Origin of the sequence: Pseudomonas sp. FP215 (assembly GCF_030687795.1) — a bacterium.
GTDB classification, from domain to species: domain Bacteria; phylum Pseudomonadota; class Gammaproteobacteria; order Pseudomonadales; family Pseudomonadaceae; genus Aquipseudomonas; species Aquipseudomonas salmasensis.
In genome coordinates, this window is record NZ_CP117447.1 from 3,131,406 (window position 1) to 3,144,929 (window position 13,524).

At 60.1% G+C, this 13,524-nt stretch carries 15 protein-coding genes; 10 read left to right on the forward strand and 5 right to left on the reverse strand.

What is annotated here, in order from left to right:
- Nucleotides 1–6: 6 nt before the first annotated feature.
- Nucleotides 7–222, reverse strand: coding sequence for a molybdopterin-binding protein (locus PSH76_RS14215; protein ID WP_003173733.1), 216 nt, complete (start codon nucleotides 220–222; stop codon nucleotides 7–9).
- Between the two features lie 355 nt (nucleotides 223–577).
- On the opposite strand from PSH76_RS14215, the gene PSH76_RS14220 reads away from it, so the two are divergent.
- The 6 genes from PSH76_RS14220 to PSH76_RS14245 all read left to right on the forward strand — a co-directional run bounded on the left by PSH76_RS14220 (nucleotide 578) and on the right by PSH76_RS14245 (nucleotide 7,152).
- Nucleotides 578–1,828, forward strand: a complete 1,251-nt coding sequence (locus PSH76_RS14220) for a ribonucleotide-diphosphate reductase subunit beta (RefSeq protein WP_032892020.1) — start codon at nucleotides 578–580, stop codon at nucleotides 1,826–1,828.
- Nucleotides 1,829–1,978: 150 nt separating this feature from the next.
- Entirely contained in the window at nucleotides 1,979–2,467 is a 489-nt protein-coding gene (locus tag PSH76_RS14225; protein WP_138762631.1) for a DUF1289 domain-containing protein, read from the forward strand.
- A gap of 428 nt (nucleotides 2,468–2,895) precedes the next feature.
- Nucleotides 2,896–4,197, forward strand: a complete 1,302-nt coding sequence (locus PSH76_RS14230) for an IS4 family transposase (protein ID WP_098952559.1) — start codon at nucleotides 2,896–2,898, stop codon at nucleotides 4,195–4,197.
- Nucleotides 4,198–4,477: 280 nt separating this feature from the next.
- Nucleotides 4,478–5,398: a class I SAM-dependent methyltransferase gene (locus PSH76_RS14235; RefSeq protein WP_305494351.1), complete on the forward strand. Its 921-nt coding sequence runs from the start codon at nucleotides 4,478–4,480 to the stop codon at nucleotides 5,396–5,398.
- A 148-nt stretch (nucleotides 5,399–5,546) separates the two neighbouring features.
- A complete protein-coding gene (pcsA, locus tag PSH76_RS14240) occupies nucleotides 5,547–6,263 on the forward strand; it encodes a phosphatidylcholine synthase (RefSeq protein WP_003191017.1) in 717 nt (238 codons plus the stop codon).
- Between the two features lie 109 nt (nucleotides 6,264–6,372).
- Nucleotides 6,373–7,152 (forward strand): TSUP family transporter, encoded by a 780-nt coding sequence (locus PSH76_RS14245; RefSeq protein WP_305494352.1) that lies wholly within the window; start codon nucleotides 6,373–6,375, stop codon nucleotides 7,150–7,152.
- Here PSH76_RS14245 and nudC read toward each other — a convergent pair.
- A complete protein-coding gene (gene nudC, locus PSH76_RS14250; protein ID WP_047710765.1) occupies nucleotides 7,120–7,953 on the reverse strand; it encodes an NAD(+) diphosphatase in 834 nt (277 codons plus the stop codon). The genes PSH76_RS14245 and nudC overlap by 33 nt on opposite strands.
- A gap of 5 nt (nucleotides 7,954–7,958) precedes the next feature.
- Nucleotides 7,959–8,771 (reverse strand): crotonase/enoyl-CoA hydratase family protein, encoded by an 813-nt coding sequence (locus tag PSH76_RS14255; protein ID WP_305494353.1) that lies wholly within the window; start codon nucleotides 8,769–8,771, stop codon nucleotides 7,959–7,961.
- A gap of 184 nt (nucleotides 8,772–8,955) precedes the next feature.
- Between PSH76_RS14255 and PSH76_RS14260 the strand changes: the two genes are divergently transcribed.
- The 3 genes from PSH76_RS14260 to PSH76_RS14270 all read left to right on the forward strand — a co-directional run bounded on the left by PSH76_RS14260 (nucleotide 8,956) and on the right by PSH76_RS14270 (nucleotide 11,551).
- On the forward strand, nucleotides 8,956–9,510 hold the full coding sequence (locus PSH76_RS14260) for a UPF0149 family protein (RefSeq protein WP_032892024.1): 555 nt from the start codon (nucleotides 8,956–8,958) through the stop codon (nucleotides 9,508–9,510).
- Between the two features lie 267 nt (nucleotides 9,511–9,777).
- Complete coding sequence (locus PSH76_RS14265) at nucleotides 9,778–11,034, forward strand: 3-phosphoshikimate 1-carboxyvinyltransferase (protein ID WP_305494354.1); 1,257 nt, start codon at nucleotides 9,778–9,780, stop codon at nucleotides 11,032–11,034.
- A gap of 127 nt (nucleotides 11,035–11,161) precedes the next feature.
- Nucleotides 11,162–11,551 (forward strand): hypothetical protein, encoded by a 390-nt coding sequence (locus PSH76_RS14270; protein ID WP_305494355.1) that lies wholly within the window; start codon nucleotides 11,162–11,164, stop codon nucleotides 11,549–11,551.
- A gap of 1 nt (nucleotide 11,552) precedes the next feature.
- On the opposite strand, the gene PSH76_RS14275 is transcribed toward PSH76_RS14270, so the two are convergent.
- Nucleotides 11,553–12,152, reverse strand: a complete 600-nt coding sequence (locus PSH76_RS14275; protein ID WP_305494356.1) for an NAD(P)H-dependent oxidoreductase — start codon at nucleotides 12,150–12,152, stop codon at nucleotides 11,553–11,555.
- 72 nt (nucleotides 12,153–12,224) lie between these two features.
- Between PSH76_RS14275 and PSH76_RS14280 the strand changes: the two genes are divergently transcribed.
- Entirely contained in the window at nucleotides 12,225–12,827 is a 603-nt protein-coding gene (locus PSH76_RS14280; RefSeq protein WP_305494357.1) for a TetR/AcrR family transcriptional regulator, read from the forward strand.
- On the opposite strand, the gene PSH76_RS14285 is transcribed toward PSH76_RS14280, so the two are convergent.
- Nucleotides 12,817–13,494 carry a GNAT family N-acetyltransferase gene (locus PSH76_RS14285; protein ID WP_305494358.1) on the reverse strand — a complete coding sequence of 226 codons (678 nt, stop codon included), beginning with the start codon at nucleotides 13,492–13,494 and terminating at the stop codon, nucleotides 12,817–12,819. The genes PSH76_RS14280 and PSH76_RS14285 overlap by 11 nt on opposite strands.
- Nucleotides 13,495–13,524 lie beyond the last annotated feature (30 nt).

A 13,524-nucleotide genomic window follows, 5' to 3' on the forward strand; every position in this document is an offset into this window, starting at 1 on the left:
GGGCGTTCACAACTTGGCAATGGACACTTCTGTGGACTTCACAAAGGCAATCACCTCACTGCCCACTTTCAATTCCAGGTCACGCACCGAGCGCGTGGTGATCACCGACGTCACAATGCCCGAGGCGGTCTGCACGTCGATTTCCGACACCACTTCCCCCAGCAGAATCTCCTTGATCACGCCTTTGAACTGGTTGCGCACGTTGATCGCTTTGATGGTCATGTCGGCTTTCCTTTTGGCTGTTGGGTCAATCCGCACGAATGCGCAGGCCCTCAAAATGCGCTGCCGGATAAAATATTAAAAGGAATAAATATCTATTTATTTATTCGATAAAGACATATGCAGAGTGATGTTTCATGACCCGCCCACGGCTGAATTTGTGTGTGGCAGCGACCTATGACCGCACATCTTGTGCGTTGACCAACTTTGTTACACCCCATATAGTGTGCCCACAAACAGATCAGACCACTACATAGTGTGCAGCATCGGTATTTACCGACCACACTACGCGCAGTATTTCAATGCCTTGTAGCCTGCAAAAACATTTATTTTTCGAGTACCAGGAAGGAGTATTTCCATGCTGAGTTGGGATGAAGTCGACAACGAAGACACCGGTGCAGCGGTGATCAAAGGCGCCAACGCCGGCCACGCCACCGAAGCCAACATGGACCGCCTCGACGGTGCCGGCGCCGCTGCCGCCGTGGAAGCCCGCGCCGTCACCGCCAACGACTCCGCCGCCATCGTGCGCGCCAAGGCTGCCCTGGACAAACTCGACGTCGCCGAAGGCCTCGCCGAACTCGAAGGCGCCTCCGCCCGCGTCGCCGTTGACGAAAAGCGCATGATCAACTGCCGCGCCGACCTCAACCAGCTTGTGCCCTTCAAGTACGACTGGGCCTGGCAGAAGTACCTCGACGGCTGCGCCAACCACTGGATGCCGCAAGAGGTCAACATGACCGCCGACATCGCCCTGTGGAAAAACCCCGAAGGCCTGACCGACGACGAACGCCGTATCGTCATGCGCAACCTGGGCTTCTTCTCCACCGCCGACTCCCTGGTGGCCAACAACCTGGTGCTGGCCGTGTACCGCCTGATCACCAACCCCGAGTGCCGCCAGTACATCCTGCGCCAGGCCTTCGAAGAGGCGATCCACACCCACGCCTACCAGTACTGCATCGAATCGCTGGCCATGGATGAAGGCGAGATCTTCAACATGTACCACGAGATTCCATCGGTCGCTAAAAAAGCCGCCTGGGGCCTGAAGTACACCCGCTCGATCTCCGATCCAAAGTTCGAAACCGGCACCGTCGACACCGACAAAGAACTGCTGCGCAACCTGGTCGCCTACTACTGCGTGCTGGAAGGCATCTTCTTCTACTGTGGCTTCACCCAGATTTTGTCCATGGGCCGCCGCAACAAAATGACCGGCGTGGCCGAGCAGTTCCAGTACATCCTGCGCGATGAGTCGATGCACCTGAACTTCGGTATCGACGTGATCAACCAGATCAAAATCGAAAACCCACACCTGTGGGATGCCGAGATGAAAGAAGAAGCGACCCAGATGATTCTGCAGGGTACGCAGCTGGAGATCGAATACGCTCGCGACACCATGCCGCGTGGGGTGCTGGGCATGAATGCGGCGATGATGGAGGATTACCTCAAGTTCATCGCTAACCGTCGCCTGTCGCAGATTGGCTTGAAGGAAGAGTACCCAGGGACCACCAACCCGTTCCCTTGGATGAGCGAGATCATGGACTTGAAGAAAGAGAAAAACTTCTTCGAGACCCGAGTGATCGAATACCAGACCGGCGGCGCGCTGAGCTGGGACTGACATAACCTCTGTAGGAGCGAGCTTGCTCGCGAAGAACGTCAACGATAACGCGTGCATCCTGAATGAACGCGGTGCCCTTGGGGTCTTCGCGAGCAAGCTCGCTCCTACATGGGGGCCGCGGTGTTCTTCAAACTTTTGCAAATTGCCTTTATGCCCAACCAAACCATCAAGACCCCTTGCGTCGGCCTGTGCTCCACCGTCTACGGTGACCTGGTCTGCCGGGGCTGCAAGCGTTATCACCATGAAGTGATCCAGTGGAATGGCTATAGCGCCGTAGAAAAACAAGCGGTGTGGCTGCGCCTGGAGCAGTTGCTGGTACAGGTGATGGCCAGCAAGCTGGAAGTCTTCGATCCGCAGCGCCTGCGTCAGCAACTGGAAGCGCGCAAGATTCGCTTTGTGCCGCACCAGTCGCCGTATTGCTGGGCATACCAACTGATTGCCCGGGGTGCACGGGTGATCTCCAAGCTGGATGCGTATGGCTTGGCGTTGCTGCCCGAGTTTCGCGAACGCCACCTGGCGGACCTGCGCGATGCGATAGACCGAGAGTTCTTTCTGCTGTCCGAGGCCCATTACGAACGCTATATCGCCCCGGTTTTCCTGAAAGAGTCATTCGGACCGGCGCTGATTGCTACGCGCTGACCCACATCGCAAACGCTGTGCCTTGCCTGCGATGTAACCACGATGCGAAGCGAGCCGCTCTTGATCTTGATCTGCTTTTGATCTTGATCTCAGGCGCCCCGTTAAACCACGCTGGCCGGAATTCGACAGGGATTTGGGGGGTAAACCGGCAGGGATGCCGGTTTAGCCGCCCCGCGCCATGGATGGCGCGTGGCGGCGGCCCCCCAAATCACTGGCGGATTACGGGCACACCGAGCCTAAGCGAGGTGCCGAGTGGTGGGGCAAGAGCCCTTTTGGTTACTTTTGGGGCTCTTTTCCAAAAGTGACCCGCTGTCAGAGCCATCCCTTTCAAGGTCTTCGGTAAAATCCCCTGAAATTTCATTCAGGGATCCCAAACGATGTGGGCCGATGTTCTAGCGCGTTTCGAGAAAAAAGCACCTGCCAGCGTCATGGCCAAATTGGCGCTGGAACAAGCTATTGCCCCTGAGTGGGTCGATCAGGTCTTCGAAGAACATCGGCAACGGCAGTATTCTCGTGAACTACTGTTCTCGACCATAATCAAGCTGATGTCCCTTGTTTCATTGGGCTTGAAGCCATCCCTGCACGCCGCTGCGCGGCAACTGGAAGATCTCCCTGTCAGCTTGGCGGCGCTTTACGACAAAATCAGTCGTACAGAACCCGCGCTATTGCGCGCTCTGGTCACCGGTAGTGCGCAACGACTGACTCCAACCATCAAAGAACTGGGCTGCACGACGATGCTGCCGGACTGGCAGGTTCGCGTGGTAGACGGCAATCACCTGGCATCCACTGAGAAGCGTCTGGGGGCTTTACGCCAGGAGCGAGGTGCGGCTCGTCCCGGTTTTTCGGTAGTGGTCTACGATCCCGATCTCGATCAGGTCATCGACCTTCAGGCATGTGAGGATGCCTACGCCAGCGAGCGTGTTTGCGTGTTGCCTCTGTTGGCTAATGCTGAACCTGGCCAGGTGTGGCTGGCTGACCGACTCTACTGCACGCTTCCGGTAATGGAAGCTTGTGAGCAGGTCCAGACGTCCTTTGTCATTCGCCAGCAAGCCAAACATCCACGCCTGATTCAAGAGGGTGAGTGGCAAGAACCCGTGCCTGTGGAAACAGGCTCTGTGCGTGAGCAGATCATCCAGGTCAGAGGCGGTTACCAATGTCGGCGCGTCGAACTGACGCTTCATTCGCCAACAGACTCGGGTGACAGCAGCTTGATGTTCTGGAGCAACCTGCCTGAAAGCGTCAGCGCTGAGCAGATCGCGCAACTCTATCGCCGCCGCTGGAGCATTGAAGGTATGTTCCAGCGACTGGAAGCGATCCTGGAAAGTGAAATCGAAACTCTCGGCAGCCCAAAGGCTGCTTTGCTCGGGTTCACTACGGCAGTGTTGGCCTACAACGTCCTGGCCGTACTCAAGCGAAGCGTGGAGCAAGCCCATCGGGAGACCCAGCCTGATGGCTGGGAAGCCTCGATCTATCACTTGGCGGTCCAGGTCAGGAGTGGTTATGAGGGAATGCAGATTGCACTGCCCTCGGAATATCTTCCCGCCATCCCTGTGGAAAAGTTGGCCCAGCGTTTGTTGGAGCTGGCCAGAAACATCCAACCCAAACAAGTTGCGAAAAGCCCCCGCGGCCCCAAGGTGCCTAAACCCAAGACATGGGTGCAAGGCAAGGCGGTGAATGCGCATGTTTCAACGGACAGGGTAATCAAGGCTGCCAAAACGAAAAGACCTTGAAAGGGCTGGCTGTCAGAGCGGAACCCTAGGTGGCCGTTACCGCAGGAACGGATATGCACACTGTCCACCTGTGTTGGCTGTCAGGCCGCTATCGCAGGCAAGCCAGCTCCCACATTTGGATCGCGGGGTGCCAGGTAAATAGGCGTCGGCAATCAGGCCGCCATCGCAGGCAAGCCAGCTCCCACAGTTGGATCGCAGGGCATCATCCCCCTTCACAGACCAGCCCCCTCTCACCCAATTGTGTTTAAAATGCCGCCCGCCCGATGACCGACGCTTAACGATGACCCCAGACGCCCTCGCTACCCTGCACGCCCACCTGCTCATTGCCCTGGCTGACGCGCCTGCGGAAACCCGGCGCCTGTTCCATGGCCGTGGCCGCTGCTGGCCAGGCCTGGAGCAACTCACCGTGGACTGGCTGCAAGGGGTCGTGCTGGTCGCCCTGTTCAAAGAAACCGAGCACCTGCAAGCCCTCAAGCACACCCTGATGCAGATCGAGTGGAGTCGCTTCGGCGTACACACCGTGGCCCTGCAACACCGCTACCTGCCGCAAAGCACCACCGAATGGCTGGTGGGCGACGCCATCGACGAGCTGACCATCACCGAGGGCGGCCTGCGCTACCTGATCGACCTGGGCAAAAAACAGAACAGTGGGCTGTTCCTCGACATGCGTTACGGGCGCAACTGGGTGCGCGAACAGGCCAAAGGCCAGCGTGTGCTCAACCTGTTCGCCTATACCTGCGGTTTTTCCGTGGCGGCCATCGAAGGCGGCGCCGACCATGTGGTGAACCTGGACATGGCCCGTGGTGCCCTCAGCCGTGGCCGCGACAACCATCGCCTGAATGGGCATGACCTGAGCCGGGTGAGCTTCCTGGGCCACGACCTGTTCAAGTCCTGGGCCAAGGTGACGAACAATGGCCCTTACGACCTGGTGATCATCGACCCGCCCTCCTTCCAGAAAGGCAGTTTCCTACTGACCAAGGATTACCAGCGCGTGCTGCGCCGCCTGCCGGACTTGCTCAGTGCCCAAGGCACCGTGCTGGCATGCATGAACGATCCGGCCTTCGGCGAAGATTTCCTGATCGACGGCGTGACCCGCGAAGCACCGGGCCTGCGCTTTGTGCAGCGGCTGGAAAACCCACCGGAATTTCCTGATATCGACCCCCAGAGCGGGTTAAAGGCACTGGTGTTCCGTCAGGGCTGATGCCCAAATGTCCTACGCTTGCTACGCTAACGGATACGCCGGGCGGTGAACCTTATCCTCCCCTTCCCGGTCGATACCTGCATTCCCTGGCCAGACTCGACGGCGCTACGTCGTCGGCTGCCCCGTTTGACCTTTTGGAGAACCGCCCGTGATATCGACCCTGCATGTAGCCAGACTCAAAGCCTGGGGCGCCCACGGCTTTACCGCCACCGGTGTGGTACTGGCCTTTTTGGCCACCCTGGCGCTGCTGGAAAACTCCCCCAAGGCGTGCCTGCTGTGGCTGGGCCTGGCGCTGGTGGTGGATGGCGTCGACGGCTCGCTGGCGCGACGGGTGAATGTCAGCACGGTGCTGCCCAGCTTTGACGGCTCGGTGCTGGACCTGGTGATCGACTACCTCACCTACGTATTCATCCCGGCACTGTTTATCTACCGCTACATCGACCTGCCCGATTTCACCCATCTGTTTGCAGTGTCGGTGATCCTGGTGTCGTCACTGTTCTGCTTTTGCAACGTGAACATGAAGAGCAAGGACAACTACTTCGTCGGCTTCCCTGCCGCCTGGAACGTCGTTGCCCTGTGCGTCTATATCATCCAGCCGGATGCCTGGGTCACCTTGCTGACCGTGATCGGCCTGGCGCTGTTGACCGTGACGCCGATGAAGTTTTTGCACCCGTTCCGGGTCAAGCGCTTCATGCCAATCAACATCGCAGTGACGACCATCTGGCTGTTGTGCAGCTTCCTGATGGTGGTGGACTACCCCAACACCAACCCTTGGACATTTGGCCTGTGGTCGCTGATGTCGGCCTACTTCCTGGGTATCTGCATCTGGCGCACGGCCGTGGAATGGCTGGGCGCGCACAAATAACCAGGCGGGCCCGGTAAAAAATGTGGGAGAGGCCTGCCCCCTCCCACATTTGAGTCACATCGCAGTAAGATGCTGGCCTTCTGCGGCCCTCCAACAATAAGCCCTGCCCATGCCTTTCGAACTCAGCGTTGACCTCACCACCCTGGCCATCCTGGCCGTTGTCGCTTTTATCGCCGGTTTTATCGATGCCATCGCTGGCGGTGGCGGTTTGTTGACCACGCCTGCCCTGCTCACCGCTGGCATGCCGCCGCATCTGGTACTGGGCACCAACAAACTCAGCTCCACCTTCGGCTCGGCCACCGCCAGCTTTACCTTCTACCGCCGCAAGCTGTTCCACCCACGCCAATGGGTGAACGCCATCGTCGGTACCTTGATCGGTGCGCTGACCGGCGCAGTCGTCGCCCATTACTTGCCCGCCGAAACCCTGAACAAGATGCTCCCGGTGATCGTCTTCGCCTGCGGTGTGTACCTGCTGTTTGGGGGCACGCCCAAGGCACCACTGGATGCCGAGGCACCGATCAAGAAGAAATGGCAAGCCACCCAGGGCTTTGGCCTGGGCTTCTACGACGGCGTGGCCGGGCCCGGCACGGGGGCGTTCTGGACGGTCAGCACGATGCTGCTGCACCCCATCGACCTGGTGAAGGCCAGCGGCGTGGCGCGCAGCATGAACTTCGTCAGCAACGCGGCGGCGCTGACGGTGTTCATCATCAATGGTTCGGTGGACTGGATTGTCGGCCTGGCGATGGGGGTGTCGGTGATGTGTGGCGCGTTCTTTGGCGCACGCAGCGCGATCAGCGGCGGCGCCAAATTCATTCGCCCGGTGTTTATCACCGTAGTGCTGGGCCTGACCGTGCGCCTAGCCTGGCAGCACTGGTTCAGCGTGGCCTAAGCGGCGGGCCACGTAGAGGTCGATGAGGTAACGCGCAATCGAGCGTGACGCCGGCAACGGCGGCAGCTCGTGGATATTGAACCACTGCGCGTCTTCGATTTCATCAGCCTGGGGCACGATATCGCCCCCGGCGTATTCGGCATGAAAGCCCAGCATCATCGAGTGAGGGAACGGCCAGCATTGGCTGCCCATGTACTGGATGTTCTTGACCTCCACCTGCACCTCTTCGCGCACCTCACGGATCAGGCAGTCTTCGGCGGATTCACCCGGTTCGGCAAAACCGGCCAGGGTGCTGTAGACCCCCGTGACGAAACGCGGCGAACGCGCCAGCAGGATCTCATCGCCACGGGTCACCAGCACGATCATGCTCGGCGAGATACGCGGGTAGCTGCGCAGGTCGCAGGCCTGGCAATACATCGCCCGCTCCCTCGGCACCTGCGTCATCGCCTGGCCGCAACTGCCACAAAAACGATGTTCCCGCGCCCAGGTACCGATCTGCGCGGCGTAGCCCAGCACCTTGTACAGGGTGTGATCGCCTTGCAGCATAAAACCGCGCAAGCCCTGCCAACTGCACCCTGGCACCTCTGCCGGCGCGTTGAGTTCCAGCAGGTACACCGGCTCGCCGTCGAGGTGGCCGATGCCGTGTTCGGCAAACACCGACAGGTCCTGGCGCTTGAGCCATTCGCGCGGGAACAGCGGGCCGTTGGTGTCGTGTAAAAAGCCTTCGCGGCTGCGGGCGACGGCCCAGCCGCCAGGGGCGTCGTTGTCCAGCAGCGTTGTCGTAATCCAGCCTGGGGTCATGTCGGTCAATCCACGAATTCGGGTTTCTGCTTACTCATGTGGGCCGCGATGGCCACGCGCAGGTCGTTGGATTGCAACATAGCCGAGTTCCAGGTGGCAACGTATTCCAGGCCGTCATTGACTGTGTGGTCACGCATGTAGCTGATCATGGCCTTGGTGCCAGTCACGGCAATCGGCGACTTGACGGCGATTTGCTGGGCGAGGTCCATGACGCCCGCCAGCAGGCTTTCATGATCGGCAAACACGCGGTTGACCAGGCCGATGCTGCGCGCTTCTTCGGCGCCGAACTGACGGCCGGTGTAGGCCAGTTCACGCAGCATGCCGTCGCCGATAATGCGCGGCAGGCGTTGCAAGGTGCCGACGTCGGCAGCCATGCCGATATCGATTTCCTTGATCGAGAATTGCGCATCCTCGGCGGCATAGCGCATGTCGCAGGCACTGATCAGGTCGATGGCGCCGCCGATGCAGTAGCCCTGGATCGCCGCCAGCACGGGCTTGCGGCAAGTGTCCACGGCGTTGAACGAGGCTTGCAGCTCGAGGATCTTGCGGCGCAGCAGGCGCGCATTGCGCCCCACGTCCTTGCCAAAATCATTGGCGATCGAGGCCAGCATCATCAGGTCGATGCCTGAGGAAAAGTGCTTGCCGGCCCCGCTGAGTACCACGGCACGCACGGCGTCGGTCTCGTCGACCCATTGGAAGATGTCGATGATTTCGGTCCAGAACGCCGCGTTCATGGCGTTGATCTTTTCCGGGCGATTGATCTGCACATGGGCAACGTTGCCGCTGAGTTCGACAACGAAGGCTTGGTATTCGGACATGGCAGTGGTCCCTGACTGGCGATTGAGAAAGCCCAGACTATATCAAGGGTGCGCCACGGCGCATCGGCCAAAAGCGGGACTGGCACCGGCGCAGGAAAAGCCGCTGGATAAAACCCCGCGCACACGCCATCCTTTGCGCTTTAAGCCGCGCTGTCAGCGGCGCTCGACGTTTTAAGGATATGCCATGCACGCCCACCCCCTCGCTCCCACCGATTTCGAATTCATTGATGCCACCTTGCTCAAATATGGCGAAGACCACTCGGTGCTGAACATGGCCGAACTCGACGGTTATTTCACCGCCCTGGTTTCCAGCCCGGCCAAGGTGGATGTAGCCGAGTGGTTCCCGGCGATCTGGGGTGGGCAAAACCCTGAATGGGACAACATGGACGAGGCCCAGGCTTTTCTCGAGCTGTGTGTACGCCATATGAATACCCTGGCCGCACAATTGGCCATTGATGCCCAGGCATTCAAAGCCCGTTTCGATGAAACAGAACATCAAGACCAGGCGGTGACCCTTGCCGAGGAATGGTGCTTTGGTTATTTGCGCGGCGTGGCGATCGCCGACTGGCCGCCATTGCCCGCTGCACAAGCCGGGCAACTGGAGCGGATTTCCTGGTGCGCCGAGCAGGACAACTTCGAACTGCCGGCAGACCTGGATGTAAACGCCCATCAACAGCGGGTCAGCGAGATCGAACCGGCTGCGCGGGCGCTGCATGACTACTGGCTGAGCCAGCGTTAAGGCAGGCAAACCTTTTTTGTAGGAGCGAGCTTGCTCGCGAAAAACTTCCAGGCGCCGCGTTCATTCAGGAAGCCCGCTTTATCGTTGGCGTTTTTCGCGAGCAAGCTCGCTCCTACAGTTAGGCCCCCCCACATTTAGGCCGGAGCGCACTCCAATACATCACGCAGATCACCCGTTCACTCGACAAGCATGGCGTGTTTGCCTGATGATTCGGGTCCGCATGTCGGCCACTCCACGCCACCTCGCCTTGACCAGGAGCCTTGTACCTTGAGTTCGCAGAAAACCGTGACCGTTACACCGCCCAACTTCCCCCTCACTGGCAAGGTCGCGCCCCCCGGCTCCAAATCCATTACCAACCGTGCGCTGTTGCTGGCGGCATTGGCCAAGGGCACCAGCCGTTTGAGCGGTGCGCTCAAAAGCGATGACACGCGCCACATGTCGGTCGCCCTGCGGCAGATGGGCGTCACCATCGACGAGCCGGACGACACCACCTTTGTGGTCACCAGCCAAGGCTCGCTGCAGTTACCGACACAACCGTTGTTCCTCGGCAACGCTGGCACCGCCATGCGCTTTCTCACGGCTGCCGTGGCCACCGTGCAAGGCACCGTGGTACTGGACGGCGACGAGTACATGCAAAAACGCCCGATTGGCCCGCTGCTGGCTACCCTGGGCCAGAACGGCATTCAGGTCGACAGCCCGACCGGTTGCCCACCGGTAACCGTGCACGGCGTGGGCAAAGTCCAGGCCAAGCGTTTCGAGATTGATGGTGGCTTGTCCAGCCAGTACGTATCGGCCCTGCTGATGCTCGCCGCGTGCGGAGAAGCGCCGATTGAAGTGGCGCTGACCGGCAAGGACATCGGTGCCCGTGGCTACGTGGACCTGACCCTCGATTGCATGCGTGCGTTCGGGGCCCAGGTGGACGCCGTGGACGACACCACCTGGCGCGTGGCCCCCACCGGCTATACCGCCCATGATTACCTGATCGAACCCGATGCGTCCGCCGCCACGTATTTGTGGGCTGCAGAAGTACTGACCGGTGGCCGTATCGACATCGGTGTAGCCGCGCAGGACTTCACCCAGCCCGACGCCAAGGCCCAGGCCGTGATCGCGCAGTTCCCGAACATGCAGGCCACGGTGGTGGGCTCGCAAATGCAGGATGCGATCCCGACCCTGGCGGTGCTCGCCGCATTCAACAGCACGCCGGTGCGTTTTACTGAACTGGCGAACCTGCGCGTCAAGGAATGTGACCGCGTGCAGGCGCTGCACGATGGCCTCAACGAAATTCGCCCGGGCCTGGCGACCATCGAGGGCGATGACCTGCTGGTCGCCAGCGACCCGGCCCTGGCTGGCACCGCTTGCACCGCACTGATCGACACCCATGCCGACCATCGCATCGCCATGTGCTTTGCCCTGGCGGGGCTGAAAGTCTCGGGCATTCGCATTCAAGACCCGGACTGCGTGGCCAAGACCTACCCTGACTACTGGAAAGCCCTGGCTAGCCTGGGCGTCCACCTAAACGACTGACACACAAACCTGTAGGAGCGAGCTTGCTCGCGAAAAACGTTAACGAAAACGCGCGTTTGCTGAATGAATGCGGCGCCTGTGAGTTTTTCGCGAGCAAGCTCGCTCCTACAACCTGCCGGGAGCGTCAATGACCCTTCGCCAACCCTGCCCACCCGGCGCCTGTGTCTGCAACCGTGAACAACTGCTGGAAGCGCCCGGCGCTGACCTGCGCATTCTCCAACTGACGCGCCAGCAGGAAAAAATCCTGCTGGAGCGCCTGGAAAACCTCAAGAGCCTGCAAGACCTCGAACACCTGCAACAGCGGATGTACGACCAGTTGGGCATCCGCGTACACATCGCGCCAGGGCATACCGAGGTCAAGAGCATGCGCGGGATCCAGATCGTCATCGACGAACTGCCGGGCATGTGTCGCAAGACCCGCCAGTCCATCCCCGCATCCATTCGCCGTGGCCTGGAGAAAAACCCAGAGATTGCCTACCGCTTGCTGGACGCCCACGACCTGTTTCGCGACGTCTGAATTATCCCGCCACTGCTTCTCGCTCGAACAACCCCTGCCCCACAGCCCGGGCCTTGTGCAAATGCGCCTGGGCCGTGCCACTTTCCGAGTCCAGCAACAACGCGGAGGTGAGTACCCGCGCCCCGCAATAATCAAAGATGCCGTAGTCGATCTGGGTGTTCATGGCCTTGGCATAACCGTGTCGTTCGAAGGCGCTTTCGTCAGCCGCTCCCAGGGCCAGCACATGCACGTGCAAATGCCTGAGTTTCTTCTGCACCGGTGTATCGGGGCCGTAATCAATCGCCCAGCCATTGACGAATACGCGGTCGACCCAGCCCTTGAGCAACGCGGGCATCGACCACCAGTAGATAGGGAATACCAGCACCAGTGCGTCGGCGCGATCAATACGGGCCTGTTCGGCCAGCACGTCAGCGGGTGGCACCGCCCGAGTACGGTGCACCCGATGGTCGGCGGCGGTGTAGCGTGGGTCGAACCCTTCAGCCGCAAGGTCGGCCATTTCAAAGGTGTGGCCATTGGCGTTCAAGCCCGCTGCTACCTCGGCGGCCACGCTATGGGTGAGGGATTGCGGGTCGTGATGGGCAACAACGATCAGTGCGTGCATGACTTTGACTCCGTTTCGGCTTAATCTACTTTTAGTAAGTTACGTCGATTAAGTTACTTTTGGTATATAAGCATGTCAAGCAGTGAATCCCCTGCCCCACGTCGTCGTTTGTCCCGTGAAGGTCGCCTGCGTCAGTTACTCGACGTGGCCTGGCAATTGGTGCGTGACGAAGGCACCGACGCCCTGACCTTGGGCCGCCTGGCCGAGCTGGCGGGTGTCACTAAACCGGTGGTGTACGACCACTTCGCGACGCGTGCGGGGTTGCTGGCCGCGCTGTATGCAGACTTCGACGAGCGCCAGGACCAGGTGTTTGCCAATGCCATCTCCACCAGCAACGCGACCCTTGAGGACCGTGCGTGGGTCATCGCGTCGTCGTATGTCGATTGTGTGTTGCTGCAAGGTCGGGAAATCCCCGGCGTGATTGCCGCCTTGAGCGGTTCGCCGGAGTTGGAAGCGTCCAAGCGTGAATACGAGGCGATCTTCCTCGATAAATGCCGGGACACATTGTCGCCCTTCACCGCCGGCGGCAGTATTTCCCAGGCTGGGTTGCGCGCCATGCTCGGCGCGGCGGAAGCGCTGTCCCACGCGGCGGCCAATGGTGAAATCAGCCGCGAGGAAGCTCAGCAGGAGCTGCTGGAGACTATCCTTGGGATGGTCAGGCGGGTCAGGCCGTAGGCAGACGGCTCTGGACGAACAGTTGCGCCTTGCGCGCCAACTGGTCCAGGTGCCGATCGCGCTGTTTCTCTGCGTCGACCATGGCGCGCTTGCCGTGTTTTTGCAGCAGGTAGGTGTGGATCTGCCGCACTTCCAGCGAGCTGTAGATCGAGGCCACATCCAACACGCCCATCAGCCCTTCGGTGGCGTAGTTGCGGGTGTTCATCACGACCTGGGTACCCCGCGCACCGCGCACCTGGAAACCCATGGCTTCGAACACCGCAACCTTCTCTACCGCACAGGCCAGTTCGGCGTGGGGATAACGCACCAACACCTCGTCCAGCATGCTGCGCGCCACACCCTGGCGACGAAAGCCGGCCCGCACCGCCATAAACGCGATGCCACACGCGTACGGATCATCCTTCACCGGCAGATACAGGCAAAAGCCCACCACGGCGTCGTCTTCCATCGCCACGACCAACTCCACCGCGATGCCCTTTTCACCATTCAACGCCTCAAGGTACAGGTGCACCTCAAACCCGATGGCGTACTGGTAGATGTTGTACAGCAGGTTGCTCGGTGCCAGCGCCACGCTGCTGATGTCGGTGAGGTTGTCCACCACCATCTGCAGGATCTGGCTGTTGATCGGTTCGGGGCACGGTGTGGTGTAGCGGGTAAGGCTGAACATGCAAATTCCTGGGGTTTCGCGTCAAGGCAG

Coding starts and splice junctions, on each gene's coding strand:
- PSH76_RS14230 (WP_098952559.1), top strand. CDS start 2,896: ATGGCCAAATTGGCGCTGGAACAAGCTATTGCCCCTGAGTGGGTCGAT.
- PSH76_RS14225 (WP_138762631.1), top strand. CDS start 1,979: ATGCCCAACCAAACCATCAAGACCCCTTGCGTCGGCCTGTGCTCCACC.
- PSH76_RS14235 (WP_305494351.1), top strand. CDS start 4,478: ATGACCCCAGACGCCCTCGCTACCCTGCACGCCCACCTGCTCATTGCC.
- PSH76_RS14260 (WP_032892024.1), top strand. CDS start 8,956: ATGCACGCCCACCCCCTCGCTCCCACCGATTTCGAATTCATTGATGCC.
- PSH76_RS14285 (WP_305494358.1), bottom strand. CDS start 13,494: ATGTTCAGCCTTACCCGCTACACCACACCGTGCCCCGAACCGATCAAC.
- PSH76_RS14215 (WP_003173733.1), bottom strand. CDS start 222: ATGACCATCAAAGCGATCAACGTGCGCAACCAGTTCAAAGGCGTGATC.
- PSH76_RS14255 (WP_305494353.1), bottom strand. CDS start 8,771: ATGTCCGAATACCAAGCCTTCGTTGTCGAACTCAGCGGCAACGTTGCC.
- PSH76_RS14245 (WP_305494352.1), top strand. CDS start 6,373: ATGCCTTTCGAACTCAGCGTTGACCTCACCACCCTGGCCATCCTGGCC.
- PSH76_RS14270 (WP_305494355.1), top strand. CDS start 11,162: ATGACCCTTCGCCAACCCTGCCCACCCGGCGCCTGTGTCTGCAACCGT.
- nudC (WP_047710765.1), bottom strand. CDS start 7,953: ATGACCCCAGGCTGGATTACGACAACGCTGCTGGACAACGACGCCCCT.
- PSH76_RS14220 (WP_032892020.1), top strand. CDS start 578: ATGCTGAGTTGGGATGAAGTCGACAACGAAGACACCGGTGCAGCGGTG.
- PSH76_RS14275 (WP_305494356.1), bottom strand. CDS start 12,152: ATGCACGCACTGATCGTTGTTGCCCATCACGACCCGCAATCCCTCACC.
- PSH76_RS14280 (WP_305494357.1), top strand. CDS start 12,225: ATGTCAAGCAGTGAATCCCCTGCCCCACGTCGTCGTTTGTCCCGTGAA.